We start from the raw sequence: 21,287 nt of genomic DNA on the forward strand, positions 1-21,287 counted from the left end.
GTCTGAAATATAAATGGTATTTATCGTTTTGTTCTGGCTGATATACATAGAAATGTGGGCGGTGATGTTTTGTTCGCCTTTTGCGTGTTTTTATAAATGAGAATTTGACTTGAATAGCATTCAAACTGTTGACTTATGGTTGTGCCCACTCGAAGAAATGAATGATGAATCGGATGTTATTGCTTGTTTAAAAAATCAGCTACCTGAAGATGAAGTGATGAAAGTTGAGCGGTATCGAATGCCTACAGCTCAGCTTCAAGCTTTATATGTACGTAATTATTTACGGGCGGTTTTATCAACTTACGGTTTTTATCAACCTGAAGAGTGGCGATTTGAATATGGCGAAAAAGGAAAGCCAAGTTTGATTGCCGAACAACATAAAAAAACAGGGCTGAATTTCAATATTAGCCATAGCAAAGCTCATTTGTTAGTTGCGGTTTTCCAAAGGGAAGGGGAGCCAGTTCAATTGGGTGTTGATATCGAACATGCGAGAACGTCAACTAACATTGATGCGATCATGAAGCATTACTTTTCAGATAAAGAGATCACGGATTTACTTGAATTAAATACAGAAGAGCAAAGAGAGCGTTTCTTTGATTTATGGGCTTTGAAGGAGTCATACATCAAAGCGACGGGCAAGGGGCTAGCCACATCGTTGCGAAGCTTTTCGTTCGACTTCTCTAATTTGACCAAGCAAACATTTTTGACTATGCAAAAATTGTTGAGCAAGGAATCAGCGGAATTCGGCTCACCGGATGCTAAGCCAGGCTTGTATCGCGAAATCAGGCTACATAACGGAATCAGGTTGGATTTGGATCCTTCTGAGCAAGACGATGTTTCTACAAGTTGGCAATGTTGCTTAGGGCGATTGGATGACCAGTATCGTTTTGCGGTTACACTTGGTGGGGAGTGTCTTCCAATCCAATTAGAGATGAGGACCTTTTCGTCGTCTCATCTCTTTTAAGCTAGACAGTTGAGAAAGAGTTAGCTCGTTTCTCCAAGCATCGCTTTTAATACTTCAGCAGGCACAGGCTGAAGTTGTTTGTCTTTATCTAGGCAAACCATTTCAATATCACCAATCACTGCTGGTTTTGCTGCACCTTTACGCCAAACTTCCTGTCGCCATAAAGTCTTATATTTTCCATCGAGTTCAAAAGAGGTTCTGATATCGCAGATCTCTGCAAACTCAACTCCATCTTGGAAAGTCATGTTGGCTTTATACACGGCAAAGCCTAATCCGTGCTCATTCCACAATTCTGCCAATTTATCGCTACCCAATACATGCTCGCGCGCACGCTCGAAGTATTTTAGAAAATTTGGATGATAAACCACACCTGAGTGATCGGTATCTTCATAGTAAATTTGTACTGGGTGATGGTAGATCTTACTCATTAACTTGGGCTCTTCAAATGAAATAGGGCTAAGAATGTCAACTAAGCCAGCACTCTACAGCAACAATTAAAAGTACTTCAAGACATCAACTCTGATATACCTCTTGGTCTGACCTCATGTATTCACTATATGTTGGTGGGCTTCCACCCATTTAAGATTTATCTATGTGTCATTTTCCACCCATTCATATCACTCATCATTTTCGATGGCGCGCTATTTAGAACTGCGATCCCTTATGGTTAAAGGGCTGTTAATATTTTGTTACTTGTTGGCTTGCAAATTGCTCTATAGAAAACGTGCAGTACCCATAGAAGGGACTGTTTTGTTTAATAAGGAGAATAATAATGTTTAAGCCTCTTACCCTATTGTCTGTATCGATTCTGGCTGTTACGAGTTTTAATGCTGCTGCAAACTGTGACCCTGGTGAAATCGTGATTAAATTCAGTCACGTAACGAATACAGATAAGCACCCGAAAGGCATTGCTGCCTCATTGCTAGAAGAGCGTGTAAACACTGAGATGAATGGTAAAGCTTGTATGCAAGTTTTCCCTAACTCAACACTTTACGATGATAACAAGGTTCTGGAAGCCCTTTTAAATGGTGATGTTCAAATGGCAGCCCCATCGCTGTCAAAATTTGAGAAGTTCACTAAGAAATACCGCATTTTTGACCTTCCTTTCTTGTTTGAAGACGTTGCGGCTGTCGATCGTTTCCAAAACTCAGAATCAGGTGAAAAGCTGAAGAATGCGATGAAACGTCGTGGTCTTAAAGGTTTGGATTTCTGGCATAACGGCATGAAGCAAATGTCGGCCAATAAACCTTTGCTGAATCCTGAAGATGCAAAAAATCTAAAGTTCCGTGTTCAAGCGTCTGACGTATTGGTTGCTCAATTTGAACAGCTTGGCGCTAACCCTCAAAAGATGTCATTTAAAGAAGTGTATGGCGGCTTGCAAACAAAGGTTATCGATGGTCAAGAAAACACTTGGTCAAACATCTACGGTAAGAAGTTCTTCGAAGTTCAGGATGGCGTAACCGAAACTAACCACGGCATTCTTGATTACTTAGTTGTGACATCGAATGACTTCTGGAAAAACCTGCCAGATGATGTCCGTGATCAGCTTGGTACGATTGTCAAAGAAGTATCAGCAACACGTAATGCTGAGTCTTCAAAAGTGAACCTAGCGAATAAGAACAACATCATTGAAGCTGGTGGTGAAGTTCGTACATTAACGGCAGAACAGCGCCAAGCTTGGGTGACTGCCTTACAGCCAGTATGGAAAAAGTTTGAGAAGGATATTGGTTCTGACCTTATTGATGCAGCTATTGCTTCTAATAAGTAATTGAACACTTTTTCCCCATTGATATAGGGACGAGTAGAGGAGTGGCTTTCTTTGTCACTCCTGATTTTACCACTCCGACAATAGAAATTATAAACGGAGCAGATTATGGAACAGCCTCAAGTGGAACAGCCCAAAACAGAACAATTAGAAGAACTCTCTTTTTTTTCTAAAGTCGGAAAATTTACGGATGCAATTGAAGAGTCTTTGATTGCGTTTTTCTTAGGAGCAATGACCTTACTCACTTTTGCGAATGTGGTTTTCAGATACGCATTCAATGACAACATTTTATGGGCATTGGAACTAACAGTATTTATGTTTGCCTGGATGGTGCTGGTGGGCGCTTCTTATGGCGTGAAAAAACATTTTCATATTGGTGTCGATGTCATCATTAATATGGCTCCAGAACAATTACGTAAAACATTTGCAGTGATTGCAGTCACCAGTTGCTTAGCCTTCTCAATTTTACTTTTTATTGGGTCATGGAATTATTGGTACCCGTTTGCGACTGAACGAGCGTGGTATGAAACGGATGATATTCCTATGCCAGAAATGCTGCAGTTTATGTCTGATTGGTTGAATGAAGGTGAGCGATATGAAAAATTGCCGCGGTTTATTCCTTATATGGCTTTACCAATTGGTATGGCATTGCTGACTTTTCGATTTCTTCAAATTGCTTATCAAGTCTTTACTGGAAAACTGGATCGTATGATTGCAGGTCATGAAGCTGAAGAAGACTTAGATGCGTTAAAAGCGTCTGTCTTAGAAGGCTCAGACGATGATGCAACGGCACCTCTAACTCAGAATTATCAATCAGAGCTCGCCAAGGAAAAGCTAGCGAAGGAAAAGCCAGCTAACACACCAACAGCCAATACACCAACAAGCAAGGAAGACTAAGATCATGGCAATGTTATTTCTATTTTTGATGGTAATTGCGTTCATGCTGGTGGGTGTGCCAATTGCTATTTCACTGGGTTTATCCAGTATCATATTCCTTCTAATGCATTCAGATGCTTCTCTTGCTTCTGTCGCTCAAACTTTGTTTAACGCGTTTGCTGGGCATTACACATTATTAGCGATCCCATTCTTTATTTTAGCGTCGAGCTTTATGTCTACTGGTGGTGTAGCAAAACGGATTATTCGCTTTGCCATCGCAATGGTAGGTTGGTTCCGAGGTGGTCTAGCGATGGCTTCGGTTGTGGCATGTATGATGTTCGCAGCGCTTTCAGGCTCTTCACCAGCTACGGTAGTGGCAATCGGTAGTATCGTTATCGCTGGTATGGTGAAAAATGGATACTCAAAAGAGTTTGCAGCAGGGGTTATTTGTAATGCAGGTACGTTAGGTATTTTGATTCCGCCTTCAATCGTAATGGTTGTGTACGCGGCGGCGACAGATGTATCTGTTGGGCGCATGTTCTTAGGCGGTGTGATTCCAGGTCTATTGGCTGGTGTGATGTTGATGATTGCAATCTACATTGCAGCGCGCATTAAGAAGATTCCGGCTCAGCCATTTGTTGGCTGGGGAGAAATGTTTTCTGCAGCAAAAGATGCAAGTTGGGGCTTACTGTTAATCGTTATTATTTTGGGTGGTATTTACGGCGGTATTTTCACTCCAACAGAAGCGGCGGCAGTAGCTGCAGTTTATGCGTTCTTTATTGCTAACTTTATTTATAAAGATATGGGTCCATTTGCTGATAAAGCAAACAAGAAGCCAGCATTGGTTAAAATCTTCCAGACCTTTGTACATAAAGATACAAAAGATACGCTTTATGATGCAGGTAAGCTGACCATAATGCTGCTATTTATCATAGCCAATGCTCTGATTCTTAAGCATGTACTGACGGAAGAACGTATTCCTCAAATGATCACAGAATCTATGCTCTCTGCAGGTTTAGGGCCGATAACCTTCTTGATTGTGGTGAACGTTCTTTTGCTAATTGGCGGTCAGTTCATGGAACCATCAGGTTTGTTGATCATCGTTGCACCTTTGGTATTCCCAATTGCGATTGCACTTGGTATCGATCCAATTCACCTAGGTATCATGATGGTAGTTAACATGGAGATAGGGATGATAACGCCACCTGTGGGGCTTAACCTGTTTGTGACCGCCGGGGTCGCGAAGATGTCGATGATGAATGTAGTAAAAGCAGCCTTACCTTGGGTAGGCGTCATGTTCTTATTCTTGATTATCGTAACGTATGTACCTTGGGTTTCTACGTGGTTACCAACAACCTTAATGGGACCGGAAATTATAACGAAATAAGCACTTTGATGTGAGGTGTTCGAGGTGACATTCTCTAGGTGAAGTAGCGGAAGCTATTATTTGGTTAACGACATAAAAAAGCCCTGACAAGATTCGTTTCTTGTTGGGGCTTTTTACATGGTCTTAATTGTTTGCTTTCTAATTCAAGGAGGGGCAACTCACGAGAAATGTAAAGCAAGGTTATCATTATGCGTCTAAGGCAGTGACATCTAAATGATGTACTAATCATAGAGCAGATAAGATGAATGAATTGTGAATTTTTTATTCAAGTTCAGTTTTATACTTATCTTTATCTAAACCATATTTTTGCATTTTGTCGTAAAGGGTTTTACGCGCAATATTTAGCTTGTCCATGGTGTCTTTTATACTGCCGTTACATTCGATCAAGGCGTGTTCTAAAGCTCGCTTTTCAAATTCAGAAACTTGTTCAGTTAGAGATAAATCGGCATTTGTTTGTGCACATTGATCGCCTAGTTGAGCGATCTTTCCTAACAGTACAAAGCGTTCAGCCGTATTGCGAAGTTCACGAACATTCCCCGGCCAATCGTGAGCGAGTAAAGTGTGCAGCTCGGTTTTTGGTAACGCAGTTGCCGTTTTCCCATAACGAGCCGCTGCTACTAAGAGGAAGTGATGGAATAGAGCTGGAATATCCTCTTTTCGACTTCTCAGTGGTGGTAGGTCGAGCGTTACAACATTCAAGCGATAATATAGGTCTTGTCTGAATAAGCCCTCTTCAGCTGCCTGCTTGAGGTCGACCTTAGTTGCTGCTATCACTCGAATATCAAGAGGAATGAGTGTATTTGAACCTACTCTTTCAATTAATCGTTCTTGCAATACACGTAATAACTTAATTTGAGCTTGCATTGGCATCGACTCAATTTCATCTAAAAATAATGTGCCACCTTGAGCAAATTCAAACTTGCCGACTCTTTTGCTATCCGCGCCTGTGAATGCCCCTTTTTCATGACCATAAAGTTCACTTTCTAGAAGGTTTTCTGGAACTGCACCGCAATTGACTGCAACAAAGTTTTGTTCTCTTCGACTACTTTGTTCGTGAAGGGAGCGAGCGATAAGTTCTTTGCCTGTGCCTGTTTCACCAAACAATAAAATATCCGCATTGGTATCGGCGATATGCGAAATAGTAGCGCGTAGATCTTGAATGCTTTGAGTGTCGCCTATGATCCGTGGACCAAGGGTTTGGCTGGCTTTTAAAGAGCGTTTGAGTGCTTGGTTTTCAATAGTCAATGTGCGTTTTTCTAATGCTCTTTTTGTAGTATCTAGCAGGCGATCATTTGAAAAAGGCTTCTCAATAAAGTCATAGGCACCGCGGTGTATTGATTCAACTGCCATAGAAATATCACCGTGACCAGTAACCATAATAACGGGTAAGTCGGGGTCTTTATTAATAATTGTATTGAGCAAATCATGCCCTGAGATTCCGGGTAAGCAAATGTCGGTGATGACTACATGCGGCAGCCCATCCGCTTGTATCGCTAATAAAGCGCTTTCCGCATCCGGGAAAAATTGAGCGTCAATATCGGCGAGTTCGAAGCTTTGTTCCACCGCTGCCCTTAAATCGTATTCATCATCAATAAAGTACACATGGCACATGCAATTTCCTTTTAATTATTCTTTTGGGAGTCGCTGTTTTTTTCGTTGGGCATTTCGCTGCTATCAACATCATCAGGCTTTACTGCTGGGAGTGAAATCGTGAAACGAGCACCACCAAGAGAGCTGTTACATGCTGTTAATTGCCCATTCATTGTTTCCACAATTTGCTGAGATAGTGATAATCCTAGTCCGAGCCCATTTTTTTTTGTTGTATGAAAAGGTTCAAAGAAGGTTGATATTTTACTGGCTTCTACTCCCGGACCATTGTCATCAATATGGATAAGTAACTGTTTATCCATCGATATTTCTTGGGAAATTATAATCAGTTTATCACTCTGCTTTTCCATTGCCTGAATGGCATTCGTTAGTAAGTTGATTAATACTTGCTCCAGTTGAATTGGGTTTGCAAGCAAAGATACGTGAGTATCTAGAGGCGTTTCTTCAAGTGTGACTCGCTCAGTTTTCAGTTGAGGTTTCATTAGCTCTTTTGCTGAGCTTACAATGGGCTGAAACTGAACGAGGTTTAATTCATTAGTTGACGACTTTCGAGCAAAGGATTTGAGCTGTTGGCTGATTTTTGCCATGCGGTCTGTTAAGCCTGAAATCCGCGATAAGTTATCATCGACTCGTTCAAATTTTCCTTTGTCTAAAAATAATCGACCGTTATCCGCGTAGCTACGAATAGCTGCCAAAGGGTTGTTAAGTTCGTGGCTAATACTTGCGGACATTTGCCCTAATACGGCAAGTTTAGCTGCTTGAATCAGCTCGTCTTGTGTTTGCCTCAAAGCCTGCTCTGTTTTGGCTCTTTGATTGACTTCTGCATGCAATTCAGAGGTTCTTTCTAAGACTTGGAACTCTAATTTTTGTCTTGCAATCTCTTGTACTTTTTCAATCTGAAGAAGTTTTTGACGACGATGTTCGAGTAGTTGAAAAATGAGAAATAAAACCGCAAAGACTAGGCTGAGAATGACAAGGTAACCTACGAGATCCCACCAAACTAAATGGGTAGGGGTCAGTACTCTTATTGTCAGTTTTGGTTGCTCCAGTTGACGAGATGAAACAAAGAATTTGCCCTGAGCAAGCGTACTTTTTGAAGTAAGGATAGAGGCGGTCTTTTCGAGATCGCCTAACAGGTTCAAGCTTTCTATTTCAGTATTTAAATACTGCCTACTATCTTTTATGCGTTGTAATACTGGGTGCTCAAGTGGTTGGAGGCTTTTAAAAAGCCACTTGGAGTTACTAGACATAAAGATGACCTGATCTTTGTCGTTTGCAACAAAATAGCTTTGTTTTCCTTTCCAGTTTTCTTCAATGGAGGATAAATCCATCTTTACCACAACCACACCTACAATTTCAGCCGCATAAGAGACAGGGTAAGCATAATAATAGCCCCGCAGACCAGATGTAGAACCAAGTGCAAAATACTGACTTTCGTCACCAATAATTGCTTCTTTAAAGTAAGGACGAAAAGCAAAATTTCTGCTGACAAAAGAGCGTTCTTTTTGCCAGTTACTTGAAGCTAAAGTTGTACCGTATTTATCAATTAAGTAAGTATCTGATGCGTGTATAACGCTATTTACATGTTTGAGGTAGCGGTTAGTTAGCTCTATTTGAGCGGAGTTTTCAGGGGCTAATAAGGCGTCTATCAGCTCTTTGTCTTTAGATAATAACTCTGGAATATGGGCGAATCTATCTAATTGGCTGGTGATGTGGGCTGAAAAACGGTTAAGTTGAGATTGATGTTCAGAGAGTAATTGTTGATGGTTGAACTGCCAAACCCAGCGACCACCTAACACACAAAATAAGCCATAAACTATTAATAACAACCCTGAAAAGCGTTGGATCCTGGTCACTACATACTCCGTGTTTATTTATGATTCTCGTTTTGCCAACCGTTGATATTGTGATCTTCGTTTACTTGTCATGATTAACTTTAAAGGTTGAATCTATGTGTATTTTTTATTGGCAACTTATAAAACCGCAAGAGATGGGAAAATATAGGTTAAGGGGTTGTAACGAGGATTGTTGAAAAAGTTATCGACTCTGAGGGGTAAAACAAGAGCAAGATCTCTTTTTAAGATTTTTGAGGAAAAAAGGTCTCGATTACCTTGAAAAAGTCGCTATTGTCCCCATTTCTAAGGTGCTTTGTGGTGTTTTGATTACTTTTATACCACTTAGAACGAGAATTAAGAGCATTCATTGCCTAGCAGAAGGGTTCGGCTCGACAGCGTGATAACAGATCGCTAGAATGTCGCGTCTAAATTTCTGTCCTGAGGCTAATCGGAGATACCTTTAATTACTCTATCGACAATGAATTTTGTTGAGTGGTAATCTCGAAAGATATCACTGATTAGTCTGGTACGAGATTGATATTCAATCTTAGTATCAATGCTCGATTTTAAATTAAGTGTTCGGATAGAGCACTACACAAGAATGCAGCCAATAACGCCCGCTTTTTAGAAAGCTAAGTTACGGCTCATATGCTCAGATAACCTGAGCCAGTTTTGAGGTTTATATAATGCAAGTTACTGTTGAAACGCTAGAAGGCCTAGAGCGCCGTCTTAATATTACTGTTCCTGCTGCTAACATCGAAGATGCAGTTACAGCTGAACTACGCAACATCGCGAAAAACCGTCGTTTCGATGGTTTCCGTAAAGGCAAAGTGCCAATGAAGATGGTTGCTAAAATGTACGGCAAAGCAGTACGTCAAGACGTGATGGGCGAAGTAATGCAACGTCACTTCATCGAAGCAATCGTTAAAGAAAAGATCAACCCAGCTGGCGCACCAACATTTGCACCTGTTGCAAACAACGAAGGTGAAGACCTAGTATTCAACGCAACTTTTGAAATCTACCCAGAAGTTGAGCTAAAAGGCCTAGAAAACATCACTGTTGAAAAACCAGCAGTAGAAGTTAACGAAGCTGACGTTGAAGAGATGATCGAAACTCTACGTAAGCAACAAGCAACTTGGACTGAAGTTGAAGCTGCTGCTGACGCTGGTTCTCGTGCAACTATCGATTTCATCGGCTCTATCGACGGTGAAGAGTTCGAAGGCGGTAAAGCTGAGAACTTCCCACTAGAAATGGGTGCTGGTCGTATGATTCCTGGTTTTGAAGACGGTATCGTTGGCAAAACTGCAGGTATGGAATTCGAAATCGACGTAAACTTCCCAGAAGATTACCACGCTGAAAACCTAAAAGGTAAAGCAGCTAAGTTCACAATCAAACTGAACAAAGTTGAGTCTCGTGAGCTTCCAGAACTAAACGAAGAATTCGTTGCTAAGTTCGGCGCAACTAACGGCGTTGAAGGTCTTAAAGCTGAAGTTCGTAAGAATATGGAACGTGAGCTTAAGCAAGCAGTTAAAAACCGCATCAAAGAGCAAGCTCTTGACGGTCTAGTAAACGAAAACAACATCGATGTACCTTCTGCACTAGTTGACCAAGAAATTGGTGTTCTACGTCAGCAAGCTGCACAACGTTTCGGTGGCAACACTGAAGCTGCTGACCAACTTCCACGTGAGCTGTTCGAAGAGCAAGCTAAACGTCGCGTAGTTGTAGGTCTTCTTCTTGGTGAAGTAATCAAGTCTGAAGAGCTAAAAGCTGACGATGAGAAAGTTAAAGCTATCATCGAAGAAATGGCTACAGCATACGAAGATCCAACAGAAGTTATTGCTTACTACGAGCAAAACGAGCAAATGATGAACAACATGCGCAACGTTGCTCTAGAAGAGCAAGCTATTGATGCAATCATCGCTAAAGCTCAAGTTTCTGATAAAGAAGTTAGCTTCAACGAGCTAATGAATCAGCAACCTGCTTAATATAGTAATATCTGATGTAGAAGGTTGACGTACTGTCGATAATTCTGCTAACAATGGTCCGTATGATTTATCATTCGGGCCATTTATTTTAGGGACATAAGAATATGAGCTACCAAGAAAAAAATACAATGCCATCTATTATGGACGCACTAGTTCCAATGGTGGTTGAACAAACTTCCCGTGGTGAACGTTCTTACGATATTTATTCTCGTCTATTAAAAGAACGAATCATTTTCTTAACAGGTCAAGTGGAAGACCACATGGCAAACCTTGTCGTGGCTCAACTGCTTTTCTTGGAATCAGAAAATCCAGATAAAGACATCTACCTATACATCAACTCTCCGGGCGGTAGCGTAACTGCGGGTATGTCAATTTACGACACAATGCAGTTCATTATGCCGAACGTAAGTACAGTATGTATGGGACAAGCATGTTCTATGGGTGCTTTCTTACTTGCAGGTGGTACACCAGGTAAGCGTCATGTGCTTCCTAATTCACGTGTAATGATTCATCAGCCTCTTGGCGGCTTCCAAGGTCAAGCGTCTGATATTCAAATCCACGCGCAAGAAATTTTAACGATCAAGCAAAAGTTAAACAAGCTATTGGCAGAGCATACTGGTCAGCCTCTAGAAGTTGTTGAGCAAGATACCGATCGTGATAACTTTATGTCTGCTGATCAAGCAGTAGAATACGGTTTAGTGGATTCAGTTCTTAACCACCGCGGTCAGTAATTGCATAGCGCAATTGTTAACGCAAATTAGTTAAAATTGATATACACTCAAATCATAGTGAGTAAAGGCTAAGAGGTTAGCGAATGACAGATAAAAGCAAAGAGGGTAGTAGTGGTAAACTGCTTTACTGCTCTTTCTGTGGCAAAAGCCAGCACGAAGTTCGTAAGTTAATCGCAGGTCCTTCTGTTTACATTTGTGACGAATGTGTCGATTTATGTAATGACATTATTCGTGAAGAAATCAAAGATGTTCTTCCTAAGAAAGAGTCTGAAGCGTTACCAACGCCACGTCAGATTCGTGAGCACCTTGATGACTATGTAATTGGTCAAGAATACGCGAAAAAAGTGCTAGCAGTAGCGGTATATAATCACTACAAGCGTTTACGTAATGGCGATACGACGGCTGAAGGCGTAGAGCTAGGTAAGAGTAATATTCTGCTTATCGGTCCAACCGGAAGTGGTAAAACATTACTTGCAGAAACGCTTGCTCGTTTCCTAGATGTACCATTCACAATGGCTGATGCAACTACACTAACCGAAGCGGGTTATGTAGGTGAAGATGTAGAAAACATCATTCAAAAGCTGCTTCAAAAGTGTGATTACGACGTAGCAAAAGCAGAGCGCGGTATTGTTTACATCGATGAAATCGACAAAATTTCTCGTAAAGCTGAAAACCCATCGATTACACGTGATGTGTCTGGTGAAGGTGTACAGCAAGCATTACTTAAACTTGTTGAAGGTACTGTTGCTTCAGTCCCACCACAAGGTGGTCGTAAGCACCCACAACAAGAGTTCTTACAGGTTGATACATCTAAGATCTTATTTATCTGTGGTGGAGCATTCTCCGGCCTAGATAAGGTGATTGAGCAACGTATAGAAAAAGGTTCAAGCATTGGTTTTGGTGCAGAAGTACGCTCAAAAGATGAAGAGAAGACTGTGGGTGAACTATTCACTCAAGTTGAACCTGAAGATTTGGTGAAGTACGGTCTAATCCCTGAATTCATTGGTCGTCTACCTGTAACAACCACACTGACTGAGCTTGATGAAGAAGCTTTAGTTCAAATTCTTTGTGAGCCGAAGAATGCACTTACTAAGCAGTATGCGGCATTATTTGATCTAGAAGATACAGAATTGGAATTCCGTGATGATGCTTTACGTGCTATTGCTAAAAAAGCAATGGATCGTAAAACTGGTGCACGTGGTCTACGTTCAATTCTTGAAGGTGTGTTGCTGGAAACTATGTACGAGCTGCCATCTTCCACAGATGTGAGTAAAGTTGTGATTGATGAATCTGTAATCAACGGTGAATCTGAACCGTTATTGATTTACAGTAATTCTGACAATCAAGCTGCTGGTGCAGAGTAACCGTTTTGATACGGAACGCTTAAATTAAAAAAGGAGGTAAGCAATTACCTCCTTTTTTTTATTCTTTCATTGAATCCAGTCATTTAAGCCCCATATACTGCTTTATAAGTTAAAGCGGAAGAGAGAAAAATATGAACTTGGAACGTTCCGAGCGTATAGAAATCCCCGTACTACCTCTACGTGATGTAGTGGTTTACCCACATATGGTTATTCCACTATTTGTTGGTCGTGAAAAATCGATTTCTTGCCTAGAATCGGCAATGGAAGCCAACAAACAAGTATTGCTAGTTGCGCAGAAACAGGCTGATACCGATGAGCCTTCAATTGACGACCTATTTGATGTAGGTACTGTTGCCACCATTCTTCAGCTACTCAAGCTACCAGATGGTACAGTTAAAGTACTTGTTGAAGGTCAGCAGCGTGCAAAAATTCACCAGTTTAGAGAGAGTGAGTTTTTCCTTGCAGACGCAGAATATGTAGTCACCTCTGAACTTGATGAAAAAGAACAAGAAGTTGTTGTACGCAGTGCGATCAATCAATTTGAAGGCTTTATCAAGCTGAATAAAAAGATCCCACCAGAAGTACTGACATCTTTAAATGGCATCGATGAAGCAGCACGCCTAGCTGATACCATTGCGGCTCATATGCCACTGAAACTTGTCGATAAGCAGCATGTCTTAGAAATTTTAGACGTTACTGAACGTTTAGAATTCTTAATGGGGCAGATGGAGTCAGAAATTGACATCCTACAAGTTGAAAAGCGTATCCGTGGCCGCGTTAAGAAACAAATGGAAAAATCCCAACGTGAGTACTATCTGAATGAGCAAATGAAAGCTATTCAGAAAGAACTTGGCGATATGGATGATGCTCCAGATGAATTCGAAGCTTTGAAAAAGAAAATCGAAGATTCAAAGATGCCTCAGGAAGCTCGTGAAAAAACAGAGCAAGAGCTGCAAAAGCTTAAGATGATGTCACCTATGTCTGCTGAAGCAACAGTAGTGCGTAGTTACATTGATTGGATGGTTGGCGTGCCTTGGGCAAAACGCTCAAAAGTTAAGAAAAACTTAGCTAAAGCTGAAGAAGTCTTGAACGAAGACCACTACGGTTTAGAGCGAGTTAAAGAACGTATTCTTGAGTACTTGGCGGTTCAAAACCGAATTAACAAGCTAAAAGGTCCAATCCTTTGTCTTGTAGGACCTCCTGGTGTAGGTAAAACCTCTCTAGGTCGCTCTATCGCAGCAGCTACCGGCCGTAAGTACACTCGTATGGCTTTGGGTGGCGTTCGTGATGAAGCTGAAATTCGTGGTCACCGTCGTACTTACATTGGCTCTCTTCCAGGTAAATTAATCCAGAAGATGTCTAAAGTTGGCGTAAAAAATCCACTATTCCTATTAGATGAAATCGATAAGATGTCATCTGATATGCGTGGCGACCCATCTTCAGCCCTTCTAGAAGTGCTTGATCCAGAGCAGAACAATGCGTTTAACGATCACTACTTAGAAGTCGATTACGATCTGTCTGATGTAATGTTTGTCGCAACCTCTAACTCGATGGATATTCCAGGCCCTTTACTTGATCGTATGGAAGTTATTCGTTTGTCTGGTTATACAGAAGATGAAAAGCTGAATATTGCTAAAAGCCACTTGCTTGATAAACAAGTACAGCGTAATGGTTTGAAGCCGAATGAGATCACTATTGAAGACTCAGCGATTATTGGCATTATTCGTTACTATACTCGTGAAGCTGGTGTGCGTAGTTTAGAGCGTGAAATCTCTAAGATTTGTCGTAAAGCGGTTAAGAATATTCTTCTCGATAGCAGCCTCAAGTCTGTGACTGTTAATATGGATAACCTAAAAGAGTACTTAGGTGTTCAACGTCATGATTTCGGTAAAGCTGATGAAAGTAACCGCATTGGTCAAGTAACTGGTTTAGCTTGGACTCAAGTTGGCGGTGATCTGCTTACAATTGAAACGGAGTCAATGCCGGGTAAAGGTAAGCTAACACAAACAGGTTCGCTTGGTGATGTGATGAAAGAGTCAATCCAAGCTGCAATGACGGTTGTTCGTTCACGTGCCGAGAAATTGGGTATTAACACTGACTTCTATGAGAAACGTGACATCCACGTGCACGTACCAGAAGGTGCGACACCAAAAGATGGTCCGAGTGCTGGTATTGCAATGTGTACGGCATTAGTTTCTAGCCTAACAGGCAACCCTGTGAAAGCAGAAGTGGGCATGACGGGTGAAATTACTTTACGTGGTGAAGTTTTACCTATCGGTGGTTTGAAAGAAAAGCTGTTAGCGGCACACCGCGGTGGTATCAAAACAGTACTTATTCCAAAAGATAATGAGCGTGATCTAGAAGAAATTCCAGATAACGTGATTGCCGATCTTAAGGTTATCCCTGTTCAGTGGATTGATGAAGTATTGAAAGTTGCGTTAGAGCGAGACCCTTCAGGTGTTGAGTTTGACGCTAAAAAATAGTGATGCGTAGCAAAAATAAGTAAAGAATTACGCTGATAGACCCGAAAAGGCTTGTCAGCGTTTTTTTTGGACGCTAAGTTATTCGACTAAAGCTTCAAGCCCTTTTGTCACAAGGCTTGCAGCTACTTTAAAACCAAAATGGATCGAAACGTCGTCTATAAAAATATTCAAAGATGACACAAAGGGGAAACACAGTGAATAAAACACAATTAGTAGAATCAATCGCAGAAAACGCAGATATCTCAAAAGCTTCAGCTGGTCGCGCTCTAGATGCATTCATTGAAGCGGTTGGTACAACGCTACAATCAGGTGATCAAGTTGCACTTGTTGGTTTTGGTACATTCAGCGTGCGTACTCGTGCCGCTCGCACAGGTCGTAACCCTAAGACTGGTGAAGAAATCCAAATCGCAGAAGCTAAAGTACCTGGTTTCAAAGCAGGTAAAGCTCTTAAAGACGCATGTAACCAATAACTATCCTTTGGGTAGTCGTTACTGGCACAATCTGAGCGACTTGAAACATGCTGTTTCATCTTTCAAGTCGTGTTTGTGTATAAGCGGACTGAACTTATTTAATTTATGCGCATCCTACTGATGCGCATTTCTTTTTCTGATACTATCGCGTGAATAGATTATTTATTTTGAAGCATCGGCTTCTTTCCCGGAGAGCAGTTAAATTATGATGGATCGATTACGCGAAGGCGTGAACAGCATCGCGGTTAAAATTATCCTTGTCTTGATTATCCTTTCATTTGTTTTTGCTGGTGTCGGCAGTTACATCACAGGTGGTGGCAATAATGCAGCCGCGAAAGTAGGTAATACAGAAATTGGCCGTGGTGAGTTTGAGCAAGCTTACCAAAACGAACGTAACCGCATGCAATCACAGCTTGGCGATTACTTTTCTCAAATGTTAGCAGACCCTGCTTATGTAGAGTCTTTCCGTAAATCCGTTCTTGATCGAATGATCAATGACGTATTATTAGAGCAGCAAGCTGAAGCTCTAGGTTTACGTATTAGTGATTCACAAATTCGTACTTTGATCCTTGAGATGCCTCAGTTCCAAACTGCGGGCCAATTTGATCAAGAAATCTACCAATCGTCACTTCGTCGTGCAGGTTTCAGTGCTGAAAGCTTTGCTGAATACATGCGCCGCGATTTAATGCGTAATCAACTAGTGACAGCGCTACAAGGTAGTGAATTTGTACTTCAAGGTGAAATTGATGTTCAGAGCAAACTGATTGCTCAGACTCGTGACGTACGCACCGTGACATTGAATGTTAGCGATATCGCAGCTGGAATTACACTGTCTGATGAAGAGATTCAACAATACTACCAAGACAACTCTGCAGACTACACTCGCCCAGAGCAGGTTCAGGTAGCATATATTGAACTTTCGGCTGAACAGTTAAAAGAAACTATCCAAATCTCTGATGAGCAGGTACAACAGTACTACGATGAGCACTTAGATAAGTACTCAACGGAAGAGCAACGTAAAGTGAGTCATATCCTAGTTCAAGGTGATGACGAAGCAAAAGCACAAGCTATTCTCGATGAATTAAATGCTGGTGCTGATTTTGCTACTTTGGCTGAAGAAAAGTCTGATGACTTCGGTAGTTCAGATGTTGGCGGTGATCTTGGTTGGATTGAGCGCGAAGTAATGGACCCTGCATTTGAAGAAGCAGCTTTTGCCCTTCAGACTGTTGGCGATAAAACGGGTTTAGTTAAATCTGAATTCGGCTACCACATTATTAAACTTGATGATGTTAAAGCTTCACAAGCTCAACCTTTGGCAGATGTTGCTGCGGAGATTAAGTTAGAGATTGTTGACCAAGAGGCGGTAGACCAGTTCTATGAGAAGCAAACTGAGCTTGAAAAAGTAGCGTTTGAATTCCCTGATTCTTTAATTGATTCAGCTGAAGCGATTAATGCAAAGGTTAAAACTACAGATTTTATTTCTCATATAGATGCGCCTGAGCTATTAAAAGCACCTGCGATTATTCAAGCAATTCTAAGCCCTGAAGTAAAAGAAGACGGGCTAAACTCTGAAGTTATCGAAGTTGCACCAGAGCATATTATTGTTGTTCGTGTTGAAGACTCTCGTGATGAAATGGTACTACCATTAGAAGAAGTGACAGACCAAGTCGTTGCTGCACTTTCTACTGTTAAAGCAGAACAGCAAGCTATCGAGCTGGGTGTTTCTCTAGTCAATGAACTTGGGCAAGGTAATGAAGCTATTCTGGCAGAAAACAACCTTGAGTTCACTGAACTAGAAACAATTGACCGTAATTCGCCACTTGCTTCTTCAGTGTTTGCTTTAGCTAAGCCTATCGATGGTCAAGCCGTATTTGGTCAATCTAAAGACCTAGAAGGTAATATTGTAGTTGTTGAACTTTCTAATGTGACAGCTGATATCAATCCTGTTTACAGTACTCAAATTGGTGCTCAACTTGAGCGAGTTGGAAATCAACAAGATTTATCTAATGTGTTGAGTGTTTTACGCAGTAATGCTGACGTTGAATACTATGTTGTGAGCCAATAGGCTATTCATCTGAAAATGATATGTAACACACAACGGGTCACTTAGGTGACCCGTTTTAATTTTCCAGAAAGTAAATTCTTTATATCCTAGTTACTCTTTATCTTGGCGTTTTAAGAAGGAGTAACTCATGTCTATCTTCAAATCAGCTTTATCTAAGTCCCTATCAGTGATTCTACCGGCTCTGCTATTTATGAGCTTTACCAATGCATCTAGCCCTACGAAAGATGAGCTTAACGAAGGTATAGAAATAACGGTTAACGTAAATACCGCCTCAGCGGAAGAATTAGCCGTGATGCTTGTTGGTGTAGGTACTAAGAAAGCAGGAGAAATTGTAAAATATAGAGAAGCTCATGGTGACTTCGCTTCTATCCAAGAGTTAGAAAATGTGAAAGGGATCGGACAAGCTACGATAGAGAAGAATGTCGAACGAATCTTACTACACTAGCATCACGACTTGGAAAAATAAAAAAAACCGCCTTATTGGGCGGTTTTTTTATTTATGGAGCATTGGCTATAAAGGCTAGTTTCAGAGCATCTAGAGCATCTAGAGCATCAACAGCAACTCATATAAAGAGCGGTAACTCTAAAGAACCATAGCGGCTAACCAACCGAATGCTATCAATGGTAAATTGTAGTGTAAGAAAGTCGGTACAACCGTTTCCCATACATGTTCGTGTTGACCATCTGCATTTAGACCTGAGGTAGGACCTAATGTAGAGTCTGAAGCTGGAGAACCAGCATCACCAAGAGCTGCCGCGGTACCTACAAGCGCAATTGTTGCCATAGGTGAGAAACCGAAAGCGGCTGCAAGTGGTACATAAATAGTTGCTAGAATTGGAATTGTTGAGAATGAAGAACCAATCCCCATTGTCACTAAAAGACCAACGATTAGCATGAATAGTGCTGCAAGTGGTTTGTTGTCACCAATGCTTGTTGAAAGAGCTTCTACTAAGGATTCAACACCACCAGTTTGTTTCATCACTGCAGCGAAACCAGCGGCTGCGATCATGATGAAGCCGATCATTGCCATCATGTGGACACCTTTGGTGAATACATCTTGAGTTTCTTTCCAAGCAATAACACCACCAAATGTGAATACCATAAAACCAGCTAAAGCGCCGATAATCATCGACCCTGTTGATAGCTGAACGGTCAATGCAGCGACAATACCAATTGCAGCTACTATGATGTGTTTTTTATTGATTGTTTTAGTCTCAGTAGATACTACAGTGTGAGATGTTTCTTTGTATTGGCGTGGTTTACGGTAAGTAAAGAAAACCGCCGTTAGTAAACCGAAAATCATCCCAACTGCTGGCAATAACATTGCCATAGGAACTTGGCTAGCGACAACATTTTCTAGACCATTGTCATGTAGGTTCTTCAGTAGAATGTTATTCAGGAAGATACCACCGAAACCAATGGGTAGAACCATATATGGTGTAATTAAACCGAAAGTAAGCACACAAGCGACAAGTCTACGGTCTAGGTTAAGCTTTGCAAATACGCCAAGTAGAGGTGGAATTAAGATTGGGATAAAGGCGATATGTACAGGGATAATATTTTGAGACGACATGGTTACTAGAATTAAAGACGCTAGGATGCCATATTTTAAACCAGTAGATGCCGTAGCATTTTCTTTACCATGGATGCGTTTAATTACATTTTGAGCAAGTAAGTCGGTAATGCCAGATCTTGAAATAGCGACAGCAAAGGTACCTAACATCGCATAACTTAAAGCAATGGTAGCGCCGCCGCCAAGTCCACTTTCGAATGCAGATACCGCATCGTTAAGGCTCATGCCTGAAACAATACCGCCAATGATGGCACTGAACGTAAGCGCCACCACTACATTTACACGCATCAATGCTAAAACAAGCATGATGCACACAGAAATTACAACTGGGTTCATATTATTCTCGGAATGTTGTGTTTATTTATTTTTATTAATTGGTACTTACTCATCTTCTGTAATAAGTGGCCAGCCGCCAAGAGCTTTCCATTTATTTACAATGCCGCAAAAAAGTTCAGCGGTTTTTTGAGTATCATATAAAGCGGAGTGCGCTTCTTTATTGTCAAAATCCATCCCTGCAGTTTTACATGCTTTAGCCAAAACGGTTTGGCCATAAGCAAGTCCACTAAGAGCAGCAGTATCAAAAGTAGCAAAAGGGTGGAAAGGGACGCGTTTAAGCTTACAACGTTCACTTGCAGCATTCACAAAGTTAAGGTCGAATGTTGCATTGTGTGCAACCATGATCGCACGGCTACAGTCAGAAGCTTTTTGTTCTTTTCTCACAAGCTTGTAGATTTCTTTTAAAGCTTCACCTTCAGGAATCGCTCCGCGAAGTGGGCTGAACGGGTCTTTAATACCGTTAAAATCGAGCGCTTCTTGTTCTAAGTTGGCACCTTCAAAAGGTTCAATATGAAAATGAATAGTGGATGCAGGTTGTAAGTCACCATTCTCATCCATCTTTAATGTGATAGCACAAATCTCCAATAACGCATCGGTTTTCGCATTGAATCCTGCGGTTTCTACGTCGATAACTACTGGGAAATAGCCACGGAAGCGTTTTTTAAGGGTCAGAGCTTCATTTTCTACAGTCATGTTAGCCAAAATTAGTGTGATAGGGGCTGCATTATTGCAGATAATAGCAGTGATAAAAACTAAAGAAATTTAATAATTAACAAAAGACACACTTTGAGGTGGCTAGGTTTTTGCATGGTATTATCTTTAGAAATAGGCGGCAATTGGCTGCATTGTTAAACGATTTGCTTAAGAGATATTCTATCTTATGAATACAAGACTCATCATAGGTTCAATCTTACTGTCGCTGATGTCTTCGTCCGCCATCGCTATGCAAGATAAGCGGTACGGAGCGACACCTCAGCAGTCAACGTGGGAGATGGTGGCGAATACACCATTAGAATGTCGTTTAGTTCACCCAATTCCAAACTTTGGTGATGCGGAGTTTTCCTCTCGTGCGAGCAAAAAAGTTATTTTGGACTTTGAGCTTAAAATGCGTCGACCAATGGGGGCAACCCGAAATGTAAGTTTGATTTCCATGCCTCCGCCGTGGAGACCTGGAGAAAGTGCCGATCGCATGACGACCATTAAATTCTTCCAACAGTTTGATGGCTATGTCGGAGGTCAAACAGCTTGGGGGATGCTAAGTGAGCTAGAAAAGGGCCGCTACCCTACATTTAGTTATCAAGAATGGCAGAGCCGAGACCAGCGAATTGAAGTCACTCTGTCATCTGTCCTATTCCAATCAAAATACAATGTGTTTAGTGACTGTATTGTGAATTTATTACCTTATAGTTTTGAAGATATTTCTTTTACCATTCTTCACTACGATAGAAATAGTGACCAGTTGAATAAGTCATCACGTAAGCGTTTAGGGCAGATAGCGGAATACATTCGTTACAATCAAGATATTGATCTTGTTCTAGTTGCCACTTATACAGACTCAATTGACAGTAAAGGTATCAGCCAAAACTTATCTGAGAGACGAGCAGAATCTTTAAGAGATTACTTTAAATCTTTAGGCTTGGCAGAGGATAGAATTAAAGTTCAAGGTTATGGTAAGCGCCGACCAATTGCTGATAACAGCTCTCCTATTGGTAAAGATAAAAACCGTCGTGTTGTAATTTCACTTGGAAGGACTCAAATTTAGAGGTTAGCGAATTAAGTGGATTTAGCTAAATAGATTGAGTTGAAAGAACGCTATTTTAATAGATTTATGTTTTTACCAAAAGC

17 protein-coding genes and 1 pseudogene are annotated in these 21,287 nt (G+C 41.1%); 13 read left to right on the plus strand and 5 right to left on the minus strand.

The genetic code is table 11. The features are described 5' to 3' along the window. Nucleotides 1-157: 157 nt before the first annotated feature. Entirely contained in the window at nucleotides 158-964 is an 807-nt protein-coding gene (locus L4C37_RS05380; RefSeq protein WP_429768145.1) for a 4'-phosphopantetheinyl transferase family protein, read from the plus strand. A 20-nt stretch (nucleotides 965-984) separates the two neighbouring features. On the opposite strand, the gene L4C37_RS05385 is transcribed toward L4C37_RS05380, so the two are convergent. After that, nucleotides 985-1,392 (minus strand): thioesterase family protein, encoded by a 408-nt coding sequence (locus L4C37_RS05385; protein WP_137372354.1) that lies wholly within the window; start codon nucleotides 1,390-1,392, stop codon nucleotides 985-987. A gap of 344 nt (nucleotides 1,393-1,736) precedes the next feature. On the opposite strand from L4C37_RS05385, the gene L4C37_RS05390 reads away from it, so the two are divergent. The 3 genes from L4C37_RS05390 (at nucleotide 1,737) to L4C37_RS05400 (ending at nucleotide 4,992) form a co-directional block, all read left to right on the plus strand. Beyond that, nucleotides 1,737-2,732, plus strand: a complete 996-nt coding sequence (locus L4C37_RS05390) for a TRAP transporter substrate-binding protein (RefSeq protein ID WP_429768068.1) — start codon at nucleotides 1,737-1,739, stop codon at nucleotides 2,730-2,732. A 105-nt stretch (nucleotides 2,733-2,837) separates the two neighbouring features. Next, nucleotides 2,838-3,626, plus strand: a complete 789-nt coding sequence (locus L4C37_RS05395) for a TRAP transporter small permease (protein WP_273296764.1) — start codon at nucleotides 2,838-2,840, stop codon at nucleotides 3,624-3,626. Between the two features lie 4 nt (nucleotides 3,627-3,630). Then, entirely contained in the window at nucleotides 3,631-4,992 is a 1,362-nt protein-coding gene (locus tag L4C37_RS05400; RefSeq protein ID WP_137372357.1) for a TRAP transporter large permease, read from the plus strand. A gap of 261 nt (nucleotides 4,993-5,253) precedes the next feature. Here L4C37_RS05400 and L4C37_RS05405 read toward each other — a convergent pair whose 3' ends face one another. Further along, nucleotides 5,254-6,603, minus strand: a complete 1,350-nt coding sequence (locus L4C37_RS05405; RefSeq protein WP_429768069.1) for a sigma-54-dependent transcriptional regulator — start codon at nucleotides 6,601-6,603, stop codon at nucleotides 5,254-5,256. An 11-nt stretch (nucleotides 6,604-6,614) separates the two neighbouring features. Further along, complete coding sequence (locus L4C37_RS05410; RefSeq protein WP_429768070.1) at nucleotides 6,615-8,456, minus strand: sensor histidine kinase; 1,842 nt, start codon at nucleotides 8,454-8,456, stop codon at nucleotides 6,615-6,617. Nucleotides 8,457-8,656: 200 nt separating this feature from the next. Here L4C37_RS05410 and L4C37_RS05415 point away from each other — a divergent pair. The 8 genes and pseudogenes from L4C37_RS05415 to L4C37_RS05450 form a co-directional block, all read left to right on the plus strand. After that, nucleotides 8,657-8,836, plus strand: a pseudogene (locus L4C37_RS05415) (hypothetical protein); the annotation flags it as partial. A 285-nt stretch (nucleotides 8,837-9,121) separates the two neighbouring features. Then, nucleotides 9,122-10,420, plus strand: coding sequence for a trigger factor (tig, locus tag L4C37_RS05420; RefSeq protein WP_273296863.1), 1,299 nt, complete (start codon nucleotides 9,122-9,124; stop codon nucleotides 10,418-10,420). A 104-nt stretch (nucleotides 10,421-10,524) separates the two neighbouring features. Beyond that, a complete protein-coding gene (gene clpP / locus L4C37_RS05425; protein ID WP_429768071.1) occupies nucleotides 10,525-11,151 on the plus strand; it encodes an ATP-dependent Clp endopeptidase proteolytic subunit ClpP in 627 nt (208 codons plus the stop codon). An 83-nt stretch (nucleotides 11,152-11,234) separates the two neighbouring features. Further along, nucleotides 11,235-12,515 (plus strand): ATP-dependent protease ATP-binding subunit ClpX, encoded by a 1,281-nt coding sequence (gene clpX, locus L4C37_RS05430; RefSeq protein ID WP_429768072.1) that lies wholly within the window; start codon nucleotides 11,235-11,237, stop codon nucleotides 12,513-12,515. 131 nt (nucleotides 12,516-12,646) lie between these two features. After that, nucleotides 12,647-14,998 carry an endopeptidase La gene (lon, locus tag L4C37_RS05435; protein ID WP_137372363.1) on the plus strand — a complete coding sequence of 784 codons (2,352 nt, stop codon included), beginning with the start codon at nucleotides 12,647-12,649 and terminating at the stop codon, nucleotides 14,996-14,998. Nucleotides 14,999-15,171: 173 nt separating this feature from the next. Beyond that, the gene (locus L4C37_RS05440; protein ID WP_218940970.1) at nucleotides 15,172-15,468 is read left to right on the plus strand and encodes an HU family DNA-binding protein; all 297 of its coding nucleotides are present in this window, start codon (nucleotides 15,172-15,174) and stop codon (nucleotides 15,466-15,468) included. A 205-nt stretch (nucleotides 15,469-15,673) separates the two neighbouring features. After that, on the plus strand, nucleotides 15,674-17,533 hold the full coding sequence (ppiD, locus tag L4C37_RS05445; RefSeq protein ID WP_429768073.1) for a peptidylprolyl isomerase: 1,860 nt from the start codon (nucleotides 15,674-15,676) through the stop codon (nucleotides 17,531-17,533). Nucleotides 17,534-17,660: 127 nt separating this feature from the next. Continuing rightward, entirely contained in the window at nucleotides 17,661-17,978 is a 318-nt protein-coding gene (locus L4C37_RS05450; protein ID WP_429768074.1) for a ComEA family DNA-binding protein, read from the plus strand. Between the two features lie 138 nt (nucleotides 17,979-18,116). On the opposite strand, the gene L4C37_RS05455 is transcribed toward L4C37_RS05450, so the two are convergent. Together L4C37_RS05455 and rnt are read right to left on the minus strand one after the other, a co-directional pair. Then, entirely contained in the window at nucleotides 18,117-19,442 is a 1,326-nt protein-coding gene (locus tag L4C37_RS05455) for a Na+/H+ antiporter family protein (RefSeq protein ID WP_137372367.1), read from the minus strand. A gap of 45 nt (nucleotides 19,443-19,487) precedes the next feature. Then, a complete protein-coding gene (gene rnt, locus L4C37_RS05460; RefSeq protein ID WP_137372368.1) occupies nucleotides 19,488-20,135 on the minus strand; it encodes a ribonuclease T in 648 nt (215 codons plus the stop codon). A 187-nt stretch (nucleotides 20,136-20,322) separates the two neighbouring features. Between rnt and motY the strand changes: the two genes are divergently transcribed. Further along, the gene (gene motY / locus L4C37_RS05465) at nucleotides 20,323-21,204 is read left to right on the plus strand and encodes a flagellar protein MotY (RefSeq protein ID WP_429768075.1); all 882 of its coding nucleotides are present in this window, start codon (nucleotides 20,323-20,325) and stop codon (nucleotides 21,202-21,204) included. Nucleotides 21,205-21,287 lie beyond the last annotated feature (83 nt).

It is taken from the genome of Vibrio kagoshimensis (genome assembly GCF_050337535.1).
Classification (GTDB): domain Bacteria; phylum Pseudomonadota; class Gammaproteobacteria; order Enterobacterales; family Vibrionaceae; genus Vibrio; species Vibrio gallaecicus.